Annotated in this window: 15 protein-coding genes, 2 tRNA genes and 1 pseudogene; 7 read left to right on the forward strand and 11 right to left on the reverse strand. The window is 61.3% G+C overall.

The features are described 5' to 3' along the window. The first annotated feature begins 461 nt into the window (after nucleotides 1–461). Nucleotides 462–1,664 carry a nicotinate phosphoribosyltransferase gene (gene pncB, locus NPS47_RS16845; RefSeq protein WP_274295964.1) on the forward strand — a complete coding sequence of 401 codons (1,203 nt, stop codon included), beginning with the start codon at nucleotides 462–464 and terminating at the stop codon, nucleotides 1,662–1,664. A 3-nt stretch (nucleotides 1,665–1,667) separates the two neighbouring features. Further along, a complete protein-coding gene (gene nadE / locus NPS47_RS16850; protein ID WP_274295965.1) occupies nucleotides 1,668–2,495 on the forward strand; it encodes an ammonia-dependent NAD(+) synthetase in 828 nt (275 codons plus the stop codon). Between the two features lie 85 nt (nucleotides 2,496–2,580). Here nadE and azu read toward each other — a convergent pair whose 3' ends face one another. Then, nucleotides 2,581–3,027: an azurin gene (gene azu, locus NPS47_RS16855; RefSeq protein ID WP_038615177.1), complete on the reverse strand. Its 447-nt coding sequence runs from the start codon at nucleotides 3,025–3,027 to the stop codon at nucleotides 2,581–2,583. A 374-nt stretch (nucleotides 3,028–3,401) separates the two neighbouring features. On the opposite strand from azu, the gene NPS47_RS16860 reads away from it, so the two are divergent. Beyond that, nucleotides 3,402–3,989, forward strand: a complete 588-nt coding sequence (locus tag NPS47_RS16860; protein WP_274295966.1) for a TIGR00730 family Rossman fold protein — start codon at nucleotides 3,402–3,404, stop codon at nucleotides 3,987–3,989. 101 nt (nucleotides 3,990–4,090) lie between these two features. On the opposite strand, the gene NPS47_RS16865 is transcribed toward NPS47_RS16860, so the two are convergent. The 8 genes from NPS47_RS16865 to rnr all read right to left on the reverse strand — a co-directional run bounded on the left by NPS47_RS16865 (nucleotide 4,091) and on the right by rnr (nucleotide 13,718). Then, entirely contained in the window at nucleotides 4,091–6,397 is a 2,307-nt protein-coding gene (locus NPS47_RS16865; protein WP_274295967.1) for a YgiQ family radical SAM protein, read from the reverse strand. A gap of 100 nt (nucleotides 6,398–6,497) precedes the next feature. After that, nucleotides 6,498–7,895, reverse strand: coding sequence for a replicative DNA helicase (gene dnaB, locus NPS47_RS16870; protein ID WP_038615183.1), 1,398 nt, complete (start codon nucleotides 7,893–7,895; stop codon nucleotides 6,498–6,500). A gap of 110 nt (nucleotides 7,896–8,005) precedes the next feature. Then, nucleotides 8,006–8,452 (reverse strand): 50S ribosomal protein L9, encoded by a 447-nt coding sequence (gene rplI / locus NPS47_RS16875; protein WP_010221607.1) that lies wholly within the window; start codon nucleotides 8,450–8,452, stop codon nucleotides 8,006–8,008. A 21-nt stretch (nucleotides 8,453–8,473) separates the two neighbouring features. Further along, nucleotides 8,474–9,373: a hypothetical protein gene (locus NPS47_RS16880; protein WP_274295968.1), complete on the reverse strand. Its 900-nt coding sequence runs from the start codon at nucleotides 9,371–9,373 to the stop codon at nucleotides 8,474–8,476. A 36-nt stretch (nucleotides 9,374–9,409) separates the two neighbouring features. Then, a complete protein-coding gene (rpsR, locus tag NPS47_RS16885) occupies nucleotides 9,410–9,640 on the reverse strand; it encodes a 30S ribosomal protein S18 (protein WP_009403887.1) in 231 nt (76 codons plus the stop codon). Nucleotides 9,641–9,668: 28 nt separating this feature from the next. Continuing rightward, nucleotides 9,669–10,094 (reverse strand): 30S ribosomal protein S6, encoded by a 426-nt coding sequence (gene rpsF, locus NPS47_RS16890; protein ID WP_010221605.1) that lies wholly within the window; start codon nucleotides 10,092–10,094, stop codon nucleotides 9,669–9,671. Between the two features lie 283 nt (nucleotides 10,095–10,377). Next, nucleotides 10,378–11,130, reverse strand: coding sequence for a 23S rRNA (guanosine(2251)-2'-O)-methyltransferase RlmB (rlmB, locus tag NPS47_RS16895; protein ID WP_274295969.1), 753 nt, complete (start codon nucleotides 11,128–11,130; stop codon nucleotides 10,378–10,380). After that, complete coding sequence (gene rnr, locus NPS47_RS16900) at nucleotides 11,127–13,718, reverse strand: ribonuclease R (RefSeq protein ID WP_274295970.1); 2,592 nt, start codon at nucleotides 13,716–13,718, stop codon at nucleotides 11,127–11,129. The genes rlmB and rnr overlap by 4 nt, the downstream gene beginning before the upstream one ends. A gap of 267 nt (nucleotides 13,719–13,985) precedes the next feature. Between rnr and NPS47_RS16905 the strand changes: the two genes are divergently transcribed. The 4 genes from NPS47_RS16905 (at nucleotide 13,986) to NPS47_RS16920 (ending at nucleotide 17,073) form a co-directional block, all read left to right on the forward strand. Beyond that, nucleotides 13,986–14,072 (forward strand) — tRNA-Leu (locus NPS47_RS16905). A gap of 87 nt (nucleotides 14,073–14,159) precedes the next feature. Next, nucleotides 14,160–14,246: transfer RNA gene (locus NPS47_RS16910), tRNA-Leu, on the forward strand. Nucleotides 14,247–14,491: 245 nt separating this feature from the next. Further along, entirely contained in the window at nucleotides 14,492–15,505 is a 1,014-nt protein-coding gene (locus tag NPS47_RS16915) for an extracellular solute-binding protein (RefSeq protein ID WP_274295971.1), read from the forward strand. After that, nucleotides 15,505–17,073, forward strand: a complete 1,569-nt coding sequence (locus tag NPS47_RS16920; RefSeq protein ID WP_274295972.1) for an ABC transporter permease — start codon at nucleotides 15,505–15,507, stop codon at nucleotides 17,071–17,073. Before NPS47_RS16915 ends, NPS47_RS16920 begins: the two co-directional genes overlap by 1 nt. Nucleotides 17,074–17,161: 88 nt before the next feature. On the opposite strand, the gene NPS47_RS25780 is transcribed toward NPS47_RS16920, so the two are convergent. Then, the gene (locus tag NPS47_RS25780; RefSeq protein ID WP_425313520.1) at nucleotides 17,162–18,046 is read right to left on the reverse strand and encodes a methyl-accepting chemotaxis protein; all 885 of its coding nucleotides are present in this window, start codon (nucleotides 18,044–18,046) and stop codon (nucleotides 17,162–17,164) included. A 21-nt stretch (nucleotides 18,047–18,067) separates the two neighbouring features. Next, nucleotides 18,068–18,760, reverse strand: a pseudogene (locus tag NPS47_RS25785) (methyl-accepting chemotaxis protein); the annotation flags it as partial. Nucleotides 18,761–19,022 lie beyond the last annotated feature (262 nt).

A 19,022-nucleotide genomic window follows, 5' to 3' on the forward strand; every position in this document is an offset into this window, starting at 1 on the left:
TCCTTGGAATTTTTTTTGGTTGGCACTACAACTTTCAGCAATTGCTCTGAGCAAGGGCCGTGCCATTGGATTTTTATTCTGGAAAAACTCATGAAGAAGTTGCCGGGGCCTGGGCCGCGTCCTTTTTTTACTGGCTGTGCAACCGTCTGCGGCAAGCTAAGCGCCACCGCACCAGGAGAAAAAGAGCAACCACCGAGTGCCATCATTGCAACCCCGGCAAGTGTTTACGTGCAACTAGCCTGTAACAGGATGCGTAACCGAACTGCACATCCTTGGTGCGCGACTGCTACAGCGGGCACCACTACAGGCTAGCCGCTGACCGCCGAAAGCGCTGCTACCTGTAGGCTGCTACCGATGTACCCGGGGCCAGCCTGCCCACCTGCGGAAAAAGGCTGGCACAATGACGGGGTCTGTGCGTCGTTGCTGGCAATTGATGGCGCGCGCCCCTTACGGAGCCCTTTATGAGCGAGAGCGCCTTCGCCGATCGCATCGTGCAGAACCTGCTCGACACGGATTTCTACAAGCTGAGCATGATGCAGGCCGTGCTGCACAACTATCCCAATGTCGACGTCGAATGGGAGTTTCGCTGCCGCAATGGCGAAGACCTGCGCCCCTATCTGGCGCAGATACGCGAACAGATCGACGCGTTGTGTGAGTTGAGCCTGGCTAACGGCCAACTGGGCTTTCTCGAACAGATCAGCTTTATCAAGCCGGATTTCCTGCGTTTTCTCGGCCTGTTTCGCTTCAATTTACGTTACCTGCATCTGGGCATCGAAAACGATGAGCTGTACCTGCGCATACGCGGGCCGTGGCTGCACGTCATCCTCTTCGAGGTGCCGCTGCTGGCGATCATCAGCGAAGTGCGCAACCGCCATCGCTATCCCCAGGTCAAACTCAGCGAGGCGCGCGACCAGCTCTACCGCAAGTTCGACTGGCTCAAGGCCCACGCCAGCAGCGATGAGCTGGCTGAATTGCAGGTAGCCGACTTCGGCACCCGTCGGCGCTTCTCCTACAAGGTCCAGGAAGAAGTCGTGCGGGTACTCAAGGAAGATTTCCCGGCGCGTTTCGTCGGCACCAGCAACGTGCACCTGGCCCGCAAGCTGGATATCAAACCCTTGGGGACCATGGCCCACGAATGGATCATGGCCCACCAGCAACTGGGACCCCGCTTGATCGACAGCCAGATCGCCGCCCTCGACTGCTGGGTCCGCGAATACCGTGGCCTGCTCGGCATTGCCTTGACCGACTGCATCACCATGGATGCGTTCCTTGGCGATTTCGACCTGTTCTTCGCCAAGCTGTTCGACGGCCTGCGCCATGACTCGGGCGACCCGGTGCAATGGGCGGAAAAGGCCATCGCCCACTACCGCAAGCTCGGCATCGACCCGATGACCAAGACCCTGGTGTTCTCCGATGGCCTGAACCTGACCAAGTCGCTGGAGATCTTCCGTGCCCTGCGCGGGCGGATCAACGTCAGTTTCGGAATTGGTACCAACCTGACCTGTGACATTCCCGGGGTGGCACCGATGAACATCGTGCTTAAAATGACCGACTGCAATGGCCAGCCTGTCGCCAAGATTTCCGACGAGGCCGCCAAGACCCAATGCCGCGACGAAAACTTCGTCGCCTACCTGCGCCACGTCTTCAAAGTGCCCAAGGAGTAATTCATGCAAGCCGTCCAGCGAGAGATTGCGCAAGCGCTCAAGGTCCAGCCGCCGTTCGCCGACCGCGCCGCGCTCGATGCCGAAGTGACCCGGCGCGTGGCCTTCATCAAGCAGTGCCTGAACAATGCCAGGCTGAAAACCCTGGTGCTGGGCATCAGTGGCGGTGTCGATTCGCTGACCGCTGCGCTGCTGGCGCAACGGGCGATCAATGAGCTGCGCAGTGATACCGGCGATGCGGCCTATCGCTTCATCGCCGTACGTCTGCCTTACCAGGTTCAACAGGACGAGCACGACGCCCAGGCTTGCCTGGAAGTGATCAAGGCTGACGAAGTACACACCGTGGACATCGCCCCGGCCGTTCGCGCCCTGGCCGCCGAGGTCAAGGCGTTGGAAGGAGGCGCGCCAGCAATGGTCGACTTCGTGGTGGGCAACACCAAGGCGCGCATGCGCATGGTCGCCCAGTACACCATCGCTGGTGCGCGTCAGGGCCTGGTGATCGGGACTGATCACGCCGCCGAGGCGGTGATGGGTTTCTTTACCAAGTTTGGTGATGGTTCCTGCGACTTGGCGCCTTTGAGCGGGCTGGTGAAAAACCAGGTACGGGCAATCGCGCGCAGCTTTGGCGCCCCGGAATCACTAGTGGAAAAAGTGCCGACTGCAGATCTGGAAGACCTGGCCCCGGGCAAGCCGGACGAAGCCTCGCATGGCGTGACTTATGCGCAGATCGATGCCTTCCTGCACGGCGATCCGGTGAGCCAGGAAGCGTTCGACATCATCAGTGGCACTTACCGCAAGACCCAGCACAAGCGCGAGATGCCGTTCGCGCCCTGAAATGCATCGCGGGGCAAGCCCGCTCCCACCGGCTCTACATCAACCCGGTGGGAGCGGGCTTGCCCCGCGATTTACCGCCAACGCCTTACTTCAGCGTAACAGTGCCTTTCATCATCGAGATGTGGCCTGGGAACGAGCAGAAGAAGCCGTACTTCTCGTTCGCATCAAGCTTGGACACATCGAAGGTCACCGAAGCGGTTTCCTTGGCGCCGATCACTTTGGTGTGAGCAATCACGCGCGCATCGCCTTCCTTCAGGTAGTCCTTGTCGATACCTGCGCTCAGACCGTCAGTCGCGATCGGCTGCATGTCAGCTTCTTTGCTGATTACCAGGTTGTGGCCCATGACGTTCTTCGGCAAGGAACCGGAGTGAGTCAGTTCAACGGTGAAAGTCTTGCAGCTCTTGTCGATTTCGATGGCCTTGGTGTTGAAGGACATCTGGTCGGTGGAGTCGACAGTAACCTTGCACTCGGCGGCAAAAACCTGAGTGCTGGCGAGGGTCAGCAAGGATACGGCTACAACTTTGGCAAACATCGTGAATCTCCTTGGCAGGGTTTTGATCAGTTTGCAGACTGCCTGAATCCCTTCAGCCGTTCCCTGATATGCATCAAGGGGCTGGCCAAAGGCCAGGTAGTAGTATTGTTCTATCGATTGTATACAGCCAATCTAAGTGCACATCATGCGCCATTAATGGACGATGAGACAACCTCTCATTCAGGAGCACAAAACATGTTCTTAGGTAGCTTGATGAACAGCCTGCTGGCCGCCTACGCCTGTGGTGCCAGCGGTGCGACCTGCGAGTCTGCCCGAGCGGAGTAACAGGCAACCTGCAGTTAATGCCACATTACCGACTTGGAAGCTACCGGCCAGCCGCTTACTCTGTGTCCGCTTGTAACCGGAGAGAAGCAATGCCAGTACGTTCCATTTGTGTGTTCTGTGGCGCCAGCACCGGCGTCACCCCGGCCTACCGGGAAGCGGCCATCGCCCTCGGCCAGGCCATTGCCCAGCGCGGCCTGAACCTGGTCTATGGCGGCGGTGCCGTCGGCTTGATGGGTATCGTCGCCGACGCGGCCATGGCCGCTGGTGGTGAAGTGATCGGCATCATCCCTCAGGCCTTGAAAGATGCCGAGGTTGGCCACAGCGGCCTGACCCGCCTGGAAGTCGTCGATGGCATGCACGCGCGCAAAGCGCGCATGGCCGAGCTGAGCGATGCCTTCGTTGCCCTGCCCGGCGGCCTGGGTACGCTGGAAGAATTGTTCGAAGTCTGGACCTGGGGCCAGTTGGGCTACCACGCCAAACCGTTGGGCCTGCTCGACGTCAACGGTTTCTATAGCAAGCTGGGCAGCTTCCTTGACCACGTCGTGGAGGAAGGTTTCGTGCGCCCGCAGCATCGCGCCATGCTGCAACTGGCCGACAGCCCCGCCGAGCTGCTGGAGGCCATGGACAGCTACCGGGCACCGGTGCTGCCCAAGTGGGTCGACAAAAAACCTGACTAGTGGGAGCGGGCTTGCCCCGCGATGAGGCCCGCCCTGACAGCAGCAGATTGGCAGCCTGGACGGGCGTCTTCGCGGGGCAAGCCCGCTCCTACCGGGTCAGATCAGCGCGGCAGGACCGGTTGGCGGGCGGGCTTCTTCTTGCCCTTGCCGCCGCCCTTGGCAGCTTCCTTGCGCTCCTTGGCCGCCTGCTGGTTGCGGGCAAACGCCGCCGCCTTGGCCTGTTCGCGCTTGTCCCACGGATTGGAGCCATCGCTGCCACGGGGCGGCAAGCCGGTGTGCTGGGTGAGGATCTTCTGATCCTTGCCAACCTTGTGGCTGCCGGCCGGCGTCGAGTTCTTGCGCCGGGCACTCTGGTAGCTGTCGGTGGCAGGCTGATGCAGCGGAATCAGCTGGTGCTTACCCGGGCCGATCAGGTCGGCACGGCCCATGCGCTCCAGGGCTTCACGCAGCATCGGCCAGCCCTTCGGATCGTGATAACGCAGGAAGGCCTTGTGCAGGCGGCGCTGCTGCTCGCTCTTGACGATGGTCACCGGGTCGCTCTTGTAGGTGACCTTGCGCAGCGGGTTCTTGCCCGAGTGGTACATGGCCGTGGCCGAGGCCATCGGCGACGGGTAGAACGCCTGCACCTGGTCGGCACGGAAACCATTGCCCTTGAGCCACAGGGCGAGGTTCATCATGTCTTCGTCGGTGGTGCCCGGGTGCGCGGCGATGAAGTACGGGATCAGGTACTGTTCCTTGCCCGCCTCTTTCGAGTACTTCTCGAACATGCGCTTGAAGCGGTCGTAGCTACCGATGCCCGGCTTCATCATCTGATTCAGCGGACCTTCCTCGGTATGCTCCGGGGCAATCTTCAGGTAACCGCCGACGTGGTGGGTCACCAGCTCCTTGACGTACTCCGGCGATTCCACCGCCAGGTCATAGCGCAGGCCCGAGGCGATGAGGATCTTCTTCACCCCCGGCAAGGCACGCGCGCTGCGGTACAGCTTGATCAGCGCGGAGTGATCGGTGTTCAGGTTCGGGCAAATGCCCGGGAACACGCACGATGGCTTGCGGCACGCCGATTCGATCTCGGGGCTCTTGCAGGCGATGCGGTACATGTTCGCGGTCGGGCCGCCGAGGTCGGAAATGACCCCGGTAAACCCAGGCACTTTGTCGCGGATCTCTTCGATTTCGCGAATGATCGACTCGTGGGACCGGTTCTGGATGATCCGCCCTTCGTGCTCGGTGATCGAGCAGAAGGTGCAGCCGCCGAAGCAGCCACGCATGATGTTCACCGAGAAACGGATCATGTCGTAGGCCGGGATCTTCTCCTTGCCATACACCGGGTGCGGAATGCGCGCATAAGGCATGCCGAACACGTAGTCCATTTCTTCAGTGGTCATCGGAATGGGTGGTGGGTTGAACCATACGTCCACTTCACCGTGCTTCTGCACCAGGGCACGGGCGTTGCCCGGGTTGGTCTCCAGGTGCAGCACGCGGTTGGCGTGGGCATAGAGCACGGCATCACCGCGCACCTTCTCGAACGATGGCAGGCGAATCACCGTCTTGTCACGGGTCATGCGCGGGCTGGCCAGGATCTGCACGACCTTGGCTTCGTTCGGGTCCTCGACCGGGCCCTTCTCCTGCTCGATGGCGCAGGCCTGGGTGTCCTGGGTATTGACGTACGGGTTGATGATCTTGTCGATCTTGCCCGGACGGTCGATACGTGTGGAGTCGACTTCGTACCAGCCTTGCGGCGTGTCACGGCGAATGAATGCAGTACCGCGGATGTCGGTAATGTCTTCGATCTTCTCACCGAACGCCAGGCGCTGCGCCACTTCAACGATGGCCCGCTCTGCGTTGCCGTACAGGAGGATATCGGCGCAGGCGTCAATCAGGATCGAATGACGAACCTTGTCCTGCCAGTAGTCGTAGTGAGCGATCCGGCGCAGGGAAGCCTCGATGCCGCCGAGAACGATCGGCACATGCTTGTAAGCTTCTTTACAACGCTGGCTGTAGACCAGGCTGGCGCGATCCGGACGCTTGCCGGCCAGACCGCCCGGGGTGTAGGCGTCGTCGGAACGGATTTTCTTGTCGGCGGTGTAGCGGTTGATCATCGAGTCCATGTTGCCGGCCGCGACGCCGAAGAACAGGTTCGGCTCGCCGAGCTTCATGAAGTCGTCTTTGGACTGCCAGTTCGGCTGGGCGATGATGCCGACGCGAAAGCCCTGGGCTTCCAGCAGACGGCCGATGATCGCCATGCCGAACGACGGATGGTCGACGTAGGCATCACCGGTCACGATGATGATGTCGCAGGAATCCCAGCCGAGCTGATCCATCTCCTCCCTGCTCATTGGCAGGAAAGGCGCTGGTCCGAAGCATTCGGCCCAGTACTTGGGATAGTCGAAAAGTGGTTTGGCTGCTTGCATGTCAGTGACCGGTGGCTAATCGATGAAAAATCGCGGGCGCGGAATATAGCACAAAAATTGACCAATTCCGACGCTAAAGGTCGGAATAGGTCAATTTGCCTTATTCGTCGTCGTCGAAGTTGTAACTACCCGGCGCCAGGTTTTCGAAGCGCGTGTACTTACCGATGAAGGCCAAACGGATAAAGCCGATCGGGCCGTTCCGCTGCTTGCCGATGATGATCTCGGCGATGCCCTTGTGCTCGGTTTCCGGGTGATAGACCTCGTCGCGGTAAACGAACATGATCACGTCGGCGTCCTGCTCGATTGCACCGGACTCACGCAAGTCGGAGTTCACCGGACGCTTGTTCGGCCGCTGCTCGAGGGAGCGGTTGAGCTGCGACAAGGCCACCACCGGGCAGTTGAACTCTTTGGCCAGGGCCTTGAGCGAGCGGGAGATCTCGGAAATCTCGTTGGTGCGGTTGTCGCCGCTGGAACCGGGGATCTGCATCAGCTGCAGGTAGTCGATCATGATCAGGCCGACTTCGCCGTGCTCACGCACCAGGCGCCGGGTACGGGCGCGCATTTCCGACGGGCTGATGCCGGCGGTATCGTCGATGAACAACTTGCGGTCGTTGAGCAGGTTGACCGCCGAGGTCAGGCGCGGCCAGTCGTCGTCTTCGAGCTGACCGGAACGCACCTTGGTCTGGTCGATGCGGCCCAGGGACGAGAGCATACGCATGATCAGCGATTCACCTGGCATCTCCAGGGAGTACACCAGCACCGCCTTGTCGCTGCGCAACACGGCGTTCTCCACCAGGTTCATGGCGAAGGTGGTCTTACCCATGGACGGACGGCCGGCGACGATGATCAGGTCGGCCGGCTGCAGGCCGCTGGTCTTCTCGTCGAGGTCGGTGTAGCCGGTGGACAGGCCGGTGATCGCACTGTCGGTGTTGAACAGCGTGTCGATACGGTCGATGGCCTTGGTCAGCAAGTCGTTGACGCCCACCGGACCACCGGTCTTGGGCCGCGCTTCGGCGATCTGGAAGATCTGCCGTTCGGCTTCATCGAGGATCTCGGCGGCGTTACGCCCCTGAGGGTTGAAGGCGCTGTCGGCGATCTCGTTGCTGATGCTGATCAGCTGGCGCAGGGTCGCACGCTCGCGGATGATCGCGGCATAGGCCTTGATGTTGGCCACCGACGGGGTGTTCTTGGCCAGTTCGCCCAAGTAGCCGAGGCCACCGATTTGCGAGCTCAGCCCTTCCTTGTCCAGCTGCTCGTGCAGCGTCACCACGTCGAACGGGGCGTTCTGATCGGCGAGCTTGTGGATGGCGCGGAAGATCAAGCGGTGGTCATGCCGGTAGAAGTCGCCATCGGAGACTTGATCGAGCACTCGCTCCCAGGCGTTGTTGTCCAGCATCAGGCCACCGAGCACGGCCTGTTCGGCCTCGATGGAATGCGGCGGCACCTTCAGGGCAGAGGTTTGCAGATCATATTGCTCGGGGGCGGTTATCTCGTTCATGGCCACGCAGGAATCAGGGTGATGAAAAAGACAAAGGGCACGACCTGCAAAGCAGGATCGTGCCCGATGTTAACCGGCTGACACGCAGGGTGCCAGCCGATTGGTCCAGCTTAGGCTGCGACAACAACCACGCGAACGGTGGCTTCAACGTCGCTGTGCAGGTGCACGGCAACGTCGTATTCGCCGACGTTACGGATGGTGCCGTTCGGCAGACGAACTTCAGCTTTGGCCACTTCAACGCCAGAGGCGGTCAGGGCGTCAGCGATGTCGTGGGTGCCGATCGAACCGAACAGCTTGCCTTCGTCACCGGCGGTGGCAGTGATGGTCACTTCCAGCTCAGCCAGTTGGGCAGCGCGAGTTTCGGCCGAAGCTTTTTTCTCTGCAGCGATTTTTTCCAGCTCAGCACGACGCTCTTCGAACGCAGCCAGGTTGGCAGCGGTAGCAGCGGTGGCTTTGCCGAATGGCAGCAGGAAGTTACGACCGTAACCGGCCTTAACATTTACCTTGTCGCCCAGGTTGCCCAGGTTGGCGACTTTTTCCAGCAGGATCAGTTCCATTTGGTAATAACCTCTTAACTTTTAACCTTCACCGTTCGCGGAATCGTTATCGGCACCTTTTGGGGGCGCCTTGCGACCGCGAAAATCAATCAGGCTGTCGACAATGGCCAAAACCACGAGCAACGGATAAGTCAGCTGCATGAACAGCAGCAGCGTCACGTACATCCCGACCAACCAGAATTTGCCCAGTCGTCCTTGCGCCACCAGCCCATGCATCAGGGCAAGCCCTGCAAACATCAGCGGTACGCTGCACAGGGGCGTCAACATCGCCAGCTCAGGACCGAAATTCGGCCCCACCAGCATGAGCACCACCAGTACCAGCGTCGGCACCAGGGGAAGCCTGACCGCTTGAAACTCGCGACCAAAACCTCCCGGGTTATACAACACTGCCTGCCAGTAACGACCCAACATCAGGGCCAGCACACTGACGGCTTGCAACAATGCCGCTATCAGGCCGTTGAGCACCGGTGCGATCAGGCTGCCCAGGCGGGCCCGCTCCTCTACCGACAACTGCTGGTAGAGACCGTCGAGCATCTGCGGCAGGGCTTTTTCAAGCGCTCCAGCCAGAGCTTCGATCGGTTCGCGGAACACCGAACCCAGAACCACGCCATACACCAGGCCCATGGCGATGCTGAACAACAGCACCCGGTTCCAGGACTGCCCGGCGCGCAACAGCGCAGCCAGCCCCAGCGTCCCCAGCAACACCATCAAGGTGCGCGGCTCGCCGAAGAACCACCAGGCCATCGCCGGCAATAATGCCCAGGCGAGGACTCCGGAGGCGTCCTTGAAACCGCGCCGCAGGAACACCAGGCTCCCGGCGGCGGCACTCAACCAGAACAACAGCGGCAACGCCGCACAACCCACCACCACCAGGGTGGCTTGCACGCGACCGCGCATGATGAAATCAGCTAAGGCGCGCATGCATTCTATCCTTTGCTACTTGTCGACGACCCGGTCTCAGCGGCCGTGGCTGTCGGTGTAGGGCAGCAGGGCCAGGAAGCGGGCGCGCTTGATAGCGGTAGCCAGCTGACGCTGATAACGAGCTTTGGTACCGGTGATACGGCTTGGAACGATCTTGCCGGTTTCGGATACGTAAGCTTTCAGGGTGTTGAGATCTTTGTAATCGATCTCTTTCACGTCTTCAGCAGTGAAGCGGCAGAATTTACGACGACGGAAGAAACGTGCCATGTAATAGGCTCCTCAAAAGGTCCGTGGATTACTCGTCAGCGTTATCGCTGTTGTCGCTGTCATTGCTGTCGTCGCCATCGGCGCTGTCAGCATGCTCAGGACGGTCGCGACGCTCACGGCGCTCACTGCGGTTTTCTTCAGCCTTGAGCATCTCGGACTGGCCGGTGACGGCTTCGTCGCGACGGATGACCAGGTTACGGATCACGGCATCGTTGTAGCGGAAGTTGTCTTCCAGCTCGGCCAGGGCCTTGCCGGTGCACTCAACGTTCAGCATCACGTAGTGAGCCTTGTGAACATTGTTGATTGCGTAGGCCAGTTGACGACGGCCCCAGTCTTCCAGACGGTGGATCTTGCCGCCGTCTTCTTCGATCAGCTTGGTGTAACGCTCAACCATGCCGCCGACTTGCTCGCTCTGGTCAGGGTGGACCAGAAAGATGATTTCGTAATGACGCATGAATGCTCCTTACGGGTTGTAGTCTGCCACCAGAGTGGTCAGACAAGGAGTGAATGACACTGTATGTCTTGCCTTGGGTGAAGGCGCGTGAACGCCTGCCAACATGGCAAGGGGCGCAATTGTAGAGAAGCGCCAGGGGACAAGCAAGGGAATTGGTGAATTATTGAGCAGCACCGCGTTGATGCTATCGCCGGCAAGGCCGGCTCCCACAGGGGCAGGTGCAGCCCATTCTTGTGGGAGCCGGCATTGCCGGCGATGGGCTGCAAACGCAGCCCCGGGAAGATCAACCTTTGGCTTTGGCGTTACGCTGACGAACGGCTTCAAACAGGCAGACACCAGTCGCCACCGACACGTTCAGGCTGCTGACGCTACCGGCCATCGGCAGTTTGACCAGAAAATCACAGTGTTCACGGGTCAGGCGGCGCATACCCTTGCCTTCGGCGCCCATGATCAGGATGGTCGGCCCGGTCAGATCTTGCTGGTACAGCTCCTGCTCGGCCTCTCCTGCGGTACCGACAACCCACAGGCCACGTTGCTGGAGTTTCTCCAGCGTGCGTGCAAGGTTGGTCACGGCCACCAGCGGTATCACTTCAGCAGCGCCGCAGGCAACTTTGCGCACCGCCGGGGTCAGGGTTGCCGACTTGTCCTTGGGCACGATCACCGCCAGGGCACCAGCAGCATCGGCGGTACGCAAGCATGCACCAAGGTTGTGCGGGTCGGTTACACCGTCGAGCACCAGAATCAGCGGCGCGCCTTCGCTGCGATCGAGCAGCTCTTCAAGCATCGCCTCGCCCCACACCTGGCTCGGGCTGACCTCAGCCACCACACCCTGGTGCACGCCTTCGACCCAGGCGTCCATCTCACGGCGCTCGGCCTGACCAACGGCAACCCGGTTCTGCCCGGCCAGGTCAACAATGACCTGCACGCGCGGATCGCTACGCCCCTCCGACAACCAGATCTGCTTGACCCGCTTGGGGTGGTGACGCAACAGGGCTTCTACGGCGTGAACGCCGTAGATCTTTTCCAACTGACTCATGACTTGGCCTTGGGTTTACGGGATCCAGAGCCTGCCTTTGGCGGCCCCTTGCGATGCTTGCTCGGTTTCTCCGACGACTTGCCGCCTTTGGAAGCCGGCTTGCCGCTGGCGTGCTTGGCATCGGACATCAGCGCCTTCTTCATTTCCCGGCTTTTGCGTACTTCGGCGTTTTTCGCCGCGGCATGCGAAGGGAAGTAAGCTTCGGCGGTTTCGTTCTTTTTGCTCCGGCGCGCAGGCTCGGCCTTGGTCACTTCGGTCTTGTCGAGCACCGGCACAGACTTGCCGTCTTTCGGGCTCACGCCTTCAGCACGCTGCTTGCGGCCAATCGGCGCCTTCAGGGTGTTCTCGGCCATCTCGAAGTCGATCTTGCGCTGCTCGAGGTCGACGCGCATTACCCGCACTTCAACGGTATCGCCCAGGCGGAAGCTGCGACCGGTGCGCTCACCGGCCAGGCGGTGGTGCACAGGGTCGAAGTGGTAGTAATCGCCCGGCAAGGCGCTGACATGCACCATGCCTTCGACGTAGATGTCGGTCAGCTCGACGAACAGGCCAAAGCCGGTCACTGCGGTGATCACACCCGGGAAGCTCTCGCCAACGCGGTCTTTCATGTACTCGCACTTGAGCCAATTGACCACGTCGCGGGTGGCCTCGTCGGCGCGGCGCTCGCTCATCGAGCACTGCTCGCCGAGCTGCTCCAGGGTCGGCTCGTCGTACGGATAGATGCGTGCCTTGGGGATGCTCATGGCACCGGCGCGCTTGACGTGCGGGGTTTCCTGGCGCGAACGGATCACGCTGCGGATCGCCCGGTGGGTCAACAGGTCCGGGTAACGGCGAATCGGCGAGGTGAAATGGGTGTACGCCTCGTAGTTCAAGCCGAAGTGGCCGTTGTTCTCGGCGCTGTACACCGCCTGGCTCAGAGAGCGCAGCATCACGGTCTGGATCAGGTGGAAGTCCGGACGACCGGCGATACCTGCCAGCAGCGCCTGGTAATCCTTCGGCGACGGACCGTCTTTGCCTTTGTGCAGCGACAGCCCCAGCTCACCGAGGAAGGCGCGCAGTTTTTCCAGACGCTCCGGCGGCGGACCGTCGTGAACCCGGTACAGCGCCGGGATTTCGTGCTTCTTGAGGAACTCGGCGGTGGCCACGTTGGCCGCCAGCATGCATTCCTCGATCAGCTTGTGGGCGTCGTTGCGCACGGTCGGCCGAATTTCGGCAATCTTGCGCTCGGAGCCGAAGATGATCCGGGTTTCCTGGGTTTCGAAGTCGATCGCGCCACGGGTATGACGGGCCGCCAACAGCACCTTGTACAGCGCATAGAGCTGCTTGAGGTCCGGTACCACGTCGCTGTACTGCTCGCGCAGGGCTTTGCCTTCACGGGTACGGGCGTGCTCGAGCATGCTGCTGACCTTGTTATAGGTCAGGCGCGCGTGGGAGTGGATCACCGCTTCGTAGAACTGGTAATCAACCATCTGCCCGGACTTGTTGATGGTCATTTCACAGACCATCGCCAAGCGGTCGACGTGCGGGTTCAGCGAGCACAGGCCGTTGGAGAGTTCTTCTGGCAGCATCGGAATGACGCGCTCGGGGAAGTACACCGAGTTGCCACGCACCTGGGCTTCGGCATCCAGGGCCGAGCCCAGGCGCACGTAGCTGGACACGTCGGCGATCGCCACGTACAGGCGCCAGCCACCGGAGAACAGGCGCAGTTTGCCCAGGCTCTCGCAGTACACCGCATCGTCAAAGTCGCGCGCGTCTTCGCCGTCGATGGTGACGAACGGCAGGTGGCGCAGGTCGACGCGATGCTCTTTGTCTTTCTCTTCGACTTCCGGCTTGAGCTTGCGTGCTTCCTTGATCACGGCCTCTGGCCAGACATGCGGAATATCGTAGCTGCGCAGCGCAACGTCGATTTCCATGCCCGGCGCCATGTAGTTGCCGATCACTTCAGTGACATCGCCCTGGGGCTGGAAGCGCGGGGTTGGCCAGTGGGTGATCTTCACCTCGACGAACTGACCGATCTTCGCACCACCGTTACGACCCGGAGTGATCAGCACTTCCTGCTGAACCTTGGGGTTGTCCGGGGTGACGAAGCCGATACCGCCTTCTTCGAAGTAGCGGCCAACGATGCTTTCGTGGGCACGCGAGATCACTTCGACCACCACACCTTCGCGGCGGCCACGACGGTCCAGGCCGGAGACCCGGGCCAGGGCACGGTCGCCATCGAACACCAGGCGCATCTGTGCCGGGCTGAGGAACAGGTCGTCGCTGCCGTCATCCGGGATCAGGAAGCCGAAGCCGTCGCGGTGGCCGGCAATGCGGCCGAGGATCAGGTCGAGCTTGTCTACCGGGGCATACGTGCCGCGCCGGGTATAGATCAGCTGACCGTCGCGCTCCATCGCGCGCAGGCGGCGGCGCAGGGCTTCGATCTGGTCTTCGGTGGTAAGACCGAACTCTTCGACCAGTTGCTCACGGGCAGCCGGCGAGCCGCGCTCGTCCAGACGCTGCAGGATCAGCTCACGGCTAGGAATAGGGTTTTCGTATTTTTCCGCTTCACGAGCGGCCTCGGGATCGAGGGTCTGCCAATCGGCCATTAGGAGGGGTTCACCTTGTCTATATAAGGGTTAGTTTGGCATAGGCGTATTGAAACCGGAAATTTCAGGCTTGGACAGCCCTCTCAGAGCCCCCTGGATGCTGCCAAAACCATCATAAGGAACAACGACTTGAATTTTTTAAGATTTTTTTTGAACGGGGCTTTACAGCGCTCAGAGGCATCCGTATAGTGCGCACCACAACGACGGACACCGTCGTTATAGTTGAGATGCAACCTGATGTGAAGCATCATGTGACCTCAGCGAAATGCCCAGATGGTGAAATTGGTAGACACGCCAGCTTCAGGTGCTGGTGACCTTACGGTCGTGGAAGTTCGAGTCTTCTTCTGGGCACCAATTTCAAATCTTAGAACTGCCCCGCGCTTCTGAGATTTAATGCAACACGCTACACTGTTTTCGTTACAAGCTACACCGCTTCATTTTGCCCAGATGGTGAAATTGGTAGACACGCCAGCTTCAGGTGCTGGTGACCTTACGGTCGTGGAAGTTCGAGTCTTCTTCTGGGCACCAATTTAGATCAAACCCGCGAAAGCGGGTTTTTTCGTTTCTGCCCTCCGCATTTTCCTCCCTGTCGCTAGACACAAGCGGGCTTGCCCCGCGATTACCTGCTGCCCGTCACATCGCATCGCGGGCCAAGCCCGCTCCCACCGAAAGCCGATAGCCTGCTCATGAAATTCCTCTCATTCAGGCATCTGAGAAGCGATATCGTTTATCATTGTTTCCAGATATGTAGCCGCAAGCGAGGAAGTACCCGCATGACGTTCCGCAATGCCCCCCTATTGCGCGGCCTGGCCGTTTCTCTGTTGACCCTGCTGCTCGGCGCTCCTGCCGCCCTGGCTGCCGACCCCGTTTCTCTGACCCTGTACAACGGTCAGCACAAGGAAATCGGTGAGGCCATCGCCAAGGCCTACGAGGCCAAGACCGGCATTCACATCAATATCCGCAAGGGCAGCAGCAACCAGTTGGCCAGCCAGATCATCGAAGAAGGCGAGCGCTCTCCAGCCGATGTCATCTACACCGAAGAGTCGCCACCGCTGAATAACCTGGGTGAACTCGGCCTGCTGGCCAAGATCGACGATTCGACCCTGCAGGTACTGCCCAAGGAATTCGTGGCGGCCAACGGCACCTGGATGGGCGTAACTGCACGCACTCGCGTAGTTGCGTTCAACCCGAAAGTCATCGACGAAAAAGATCTGCCACCTTCGGTCATGGATTTCGCCAACCCCGAGTGGGAAGGCAAGATCGGCTTCGTGCCGACCAGCGGCGCCTTCCAGGAACAGGCCGTGGCCATTCTCAAGCTGCACGGCCGCGAAGCCGCCGAAGAATGGCTGACCGGCCTCAAGGCCTTCGGCAAGACCTACACCAACAACATGGTTGCCCTCAAAGCCGTGGAAAACGGTGAAGTGGCGGCGGTGCTGGTCAACAACTACTACTGGTACGCCCTGAAAAAAGAGCGTGGCCAGCTGGATTCGAAACTCTACTACCTGGCTGACGGCGATGTCGGCGGCCTGATGACCATTTCCGGTGCCGCTGCCGTGAAGGCCAGCAAACACCCGAAAGAAGCCCAGGCGCTGCTGGCCTGGATGGCCAGCGAAGAAGGCCAGCGGGTGATTACCCAGACCACCGCCGAGTACCCATTGCACAAAGGCATGGTCTCGGACCAGGGCCTGAAGCCGTTCGAAGACCTGCGCCCGCCGAAAATCACCCCGGCCGACCTGGGTAATGCCGAAGAAGCCCTGGAACTCGAACGCGAAGTTGGCCTGCTCTGATGAACGCAGCCGCACCCGCAGCAGCGCTGACCAGCCGCTACGTGCCCAAGCGCAAGCGCCCTTCGATCTGGGTCGTGCTACCGGTGCTGCTGCTGGTCGGCCTGAGCCTGCTGCCCCTGCTCTACGTCGCCCTGAAAGCCTGGGAAGCCGGCTGGCGGGAAGCCTTGCACCTGCTCTGGCGCCCGTTTGTCTGGGGCCTGATGCGCAACACCCTGATGCTGATGGCCGGCGTCACCCTGGCCTGCATGGCCCTCGGCGTGTCGCTGGCCTGGTTGCTGGAGCGCAGTGATCTGCCAGGGCGGCGCCTATGGGGCGTGATTCTGTGCCTGCCCTTCGCTGTCCCGGCTTTCGTCAGCGGTTTTACCTGGGTGTCCCTGAGCCCGCGCTTCGAAGGCCTGGGCGGTGCCATCCTGGTGATGAGCCTGTCCAAGTACCCGCTGGTGTTCCTGCCAGTGGCCGCGACCCTGCGCAATCTCGACACTTCCCTGGAGGAGTCGGCGCGCACCCTGGGGCAAAATCGCTGGGGCGTGTTCTTCAGAATCACTTTGCCGCTGCTCTGGCCATCGATTCTCGGCGGCAGCCTGCTGATCGCCCTGCACATGCTGGTGGAGTTCGGCGCCCTGTCGATCCTCGGCCTGCAGACATTCACCACGGCGATCTACCAGCAGTTTGAACTGGAGTTCAGCAATGCCAACGCGGCCATGCTGTCGGCGGTGCTGTTGTTCATGTGCCTGCTGATGCTCTGGTTCGAGCTGCGCGTACGCGGCAAGGCGCGGCATGTGCGCATTGGCCAGGGCGTGGCGCGACGCGGTGCTCCGATCCGCTTGCGCGCCTGGATGCCAGCAGGGCAACTCTACTGCCTGATCCTGGCTGTGCTGGGCAGCGGCATTCCGCTGGGCATGCTGGCTTACTGGCTGAGCGTCGGCTCGTCCGCAGCCTTCCCGGTGGCCGACATCAGCCGTGCGCTGTTCTCGTCGCTGTCACTGTCGCTGGGTGGCGCCGGCTTGAGCTTGCTGTTGGCGCTGCCAGTCAGCTTCCTGGTGGTGCGGTACAAAGGCCGCCTGGCGATCTGGGCCGAGCGCTTGCCCTACCTGCTGCACGCCCTGCCCGGCCTGGTGATCGCCCTGACCCTGGTGTATTTCGCCCTGCATTACGTGCCAGCGCTGTACCAGACCACGGGATTGTTGCTGCTGGCCTATGCCTTGCTGTTTCTGCCGCTGGCCCAGGCGCCGGTACGCACAGCTCTGAACAAGGCCGCGCCACAGCTTGAAGAAGCGGCACGCACCTTGGGGGCGACGCAGTTCACGGCGTTCTGCAGAGTCACCCTGCCGATTATCTTCCCGGCCCTGGCTGCGGCATTTGCCCTGGTGTTTCTCGACGCCATGAAGGAGCTAACCGCGACCTTGCTGCTCAGTCCGACCGGCATGACCACCTTGGCCACCGAGGTCTGGGCGCACACTGCCAACGTTGAGTTCGCGGCCGCGGCGCCTTATGCGGCGCTGCTGATTCTGGTGTCGGGGTTGCCGGTGTATCTGCTGACTACGCGGATGTATCTGAATCGAGCCTGAGGTTGTGGAAAAGCATCGCGGGGCAAGCCCGCTCCCACCGGGTTGTGTATAGCCACCCGGTGGGAGTGGGCTTGCCCCGCGATTGCCTTCAGGCGCGGAACTGCCCGAGGCTGGCCTTGAGCTGCGCCGCCAGGTCATCCAGCACCTTGCTACTGGCGGTAGTCTGCATTACCACCTCGGCAGCCCGCTCGGCCTGGGCATGAATGGTCTGCACCCGCCCGCGTACGGCCTGCGCACCTTGCGCCTGCTGCTCAGCCGCGCGGGTGGCCAGGCCAATCGCCGCATGCACCTGCTCGACCGAGGCCTGCACCGACTGCTGCAAGCGCGCATTGTCACGCAGCACCAACAGCCCTTCGCTGGCCTGACGCCCGGCCTGACTGATTGCTGCGACCGCTTCCTTCGCCCCTTGCTGCAGCGCACCGATATGCGCCTGGATATCGCCGGTTGAGCTCTGGGTCTTGCTCGCCAAGGCCCGCACTTCGTCGGCGACCACAGCAAAGCCGCGCCCGGTTTCACCGGCCCGCGCGGCCTCGATCGCGGCATTGAGCGCCAGCAGGTTGGTCTGCTCGGCAATACCGTGAATCACCGTCAGCACCACCTCGATCTGCTCGCTTTGCTGAGCCAGACGCTCGATGACCTTCGAGCCGGTTTCGACCTGCCCGGCCAGTTCTTCGATGAGCTTGGCCACCTGGGTCGAAGTACGGCTGTTTTCATCGGTGGCCTGGCGGATATCCACCACTTGCTGCAGCGCCGACTGCATGGCGTGACTCTCGGCCTGGGCTTCATCAGCCATGCTCGACAGGTCGCGCAGACTGGCCGCCACTTCGTCACGCTGCAATTCAGCCGCCGCATCGGCACCGGCATTGCGCTGAGCCATGACGCCAATCTCGACGCCCGTACGCTGCGCCACGTCGCCCGCTTCCCGGACAATTGGCTGCAACTTGTCGACAAACTGGTTGACCGCAGCCGCCATATCGCCAATCTCGTCGCGGCTGTCGATACTGACGCGCTTGGTCAGGTCACCCTCACCCGCCGCCAGATCATTGAGCGCAGCAATCAGCAGACGCAGCTTGTTGACCACCCGCCGCCCCAGCACCACGGCCACCACCAGCAGCACGCCAAGCCCAACCAGCGCCAGGCCTACGCCGATGTTCCAGCGCAGCGTTGCCGCCGCCTCCTGGACACTCTGCGAGGTGTTGGCCTGCATGCCGGCGGCACTGGTTTGTGCCGCCTCCAGACGCGCGCGCAAGGCCTTGTTACTGTCGGCTGCAGCGCCCACCAGGCTCTCGCCGACCAACTGGTCACCACTGGCGATCAAGGCCGCGAAGCGCTTATCGAGGGCGACCAGTTCGGCATCCACCGCCGCCGTGGAAACCCCCATCAGCACCTTGCCGATTTCGACCCCGTTAGGGCTGATCGGCGCCTCGACGAAGTACACCGAAGGATCCTTGCGCGCGGCCTCCAGGACCTTGTCCAGCGCCCGCTCACCCTGGCCCTTTTCCAGCAGCGCCTGGTTGATCGGGTTCTGCCGGTTCAGGTAGCGGGTCAGGTGCTGTCCCTGGGCATCGTCGTACACCACGAACAGCACGTTGGGATTGCGCTGGGCACGCCGGGAGAACTCGGACAGGGTCGGCACATCGTTGTCCCACATCGCCCGCGGGGCAACCGAGGCCAGCAGCTCAGCCATGTCATTGGCCGAGTCCTTGAGGTTTTTCTCCAGGGTCGCCCGCAACTGGGCCTGCTCTCCTTGCAGACGCGTCGAAAGCCCAGCGGTCAGACGCTGGCGTGTACTGGCGGAAAGGCTATCGAGCCCGGTACTGACTTCCTGCCCGGCCTGCTCAAGCTCGGCGGACAATTTCTGGCTGTCGCCAGCCAATCGTTTACCCAGATCGGCCTCAAGTGTGGTGACCGTGCTCCGGGTCAGCGCGACCGCGACCAGCACCTGCACC

It is taken from the genome of Pseudomonas putida, from assembly GCF_028682475.1.
Lineage (GTDB): Bacteria > Pseudomonadota > Gammaproteobacteria > Pseudomonadales > Pseudomonadaceae > Aquipseudomonas > Aquipseudomonas putida_AG.

Bases quoted from the DNA above. Each gene is read 5' to 3' on its own strand.
- pncB (WP_274295964.1), top strand. From the start codon at position 462: ATGAGCGAGAGCGCCTTCGCCGATCGCATCGTGCAGAACCTGCTCGAC.
- nadE (WP_274295965.1), top strand. From the start codon at position 1,668: ATGCAAGCCGTCCAGCGAGAGATTGCGCAAGCGCTCAAGGTCCAGCCG.
- azu (WP_038615177.1), bottom strand. From the start codon at position 3,027: ATGTTTGCCAAAGTTGTAGCCGTATCCTTGCTGACCCTCGCCAGCACT.
- NPS47_RS16860 (WP_274295966.1), top strand. From the start codon at position 3,402: ATGCCAGTACGTTCCATTTGTGTGTTCTGTGGCGCCAGCACCGGCGTC.
- NPS47_RS16865 (WP_274295967.1), bottom strand. From the start codon at position 6,397: ATGCAAGCAGCCAAACCACTTTTCGACTATCCCAAGTACTGGGCCGAA.
- dnaB (WP_038615183.1), bottom strand. From the start codon at position 7,895: ATGAACGAGATAACCGCCCCCGAGCAATATGATCTGCAAACCTCTGCC.
- rplI (WP_010221607.1), bottom strand. From the start codon at position 8,452: ATGGAACTGATCCTGCTGGAAAAAGTCGCCAACCTGGGCAACCTGGGC.
- NPS47_RS16880 (WP_274295968.1), bottom strand. From the start codon at position 9,373: ATGCGCGCCTTAGCTGATTTCATCATGCGCGGTCGCGTGCAAGCCACC.
- rpsR (WP_009403887.1), bottom strand. From the start codon at position 9,640: ATGGCACGTTTCTTCCGTCGTCGTAAATTCTGCCGCTTCACTGCTGAA.
- rpsF (WP_010221605.1), bottom strand. From the start codon at position 10,094: ATGCGTCATTACGAAATCATCTTTCTGGTCCACCCTGACCAGAGCGAG.
- rlmB (WP_274295969.1), bottom strand. From the start codon at position 11,130: ATGAGTCAGTTGGAAAAGATCTACGGCGTTCACGCCGTAGAAGCCCTG.
- rnr (WP_274295970.1), bottom strand. From the start codon at position 13,718: ATGGCCGATTGGCAGACCCTCGATCCCGAGGCCGCTCGTGAAGCGGAA.
- NPS47_RS16915 (WP_274295971.1), top strand. From the start codon at position 14,492: ATGACGTTCCGCAATGCCCCCCTATTGCGCGGCCTGGCCGTTTCTCTG.
- NPS47_RS16920 (WP_274295972.1), top strand. From the start codon at position 15,505: ATGAACGCAGCCGCACCCGCAGCAGCGCTGACCAGCCGCTACGTGCCC.
- NPS47_RS25780 (WP_425313520.1), bottom strand. From the start codon at position 18,046: ATGGCGGCTGCGGTCAACCAGTTTGTCGACAAGTTGCAGCCAATTGTC.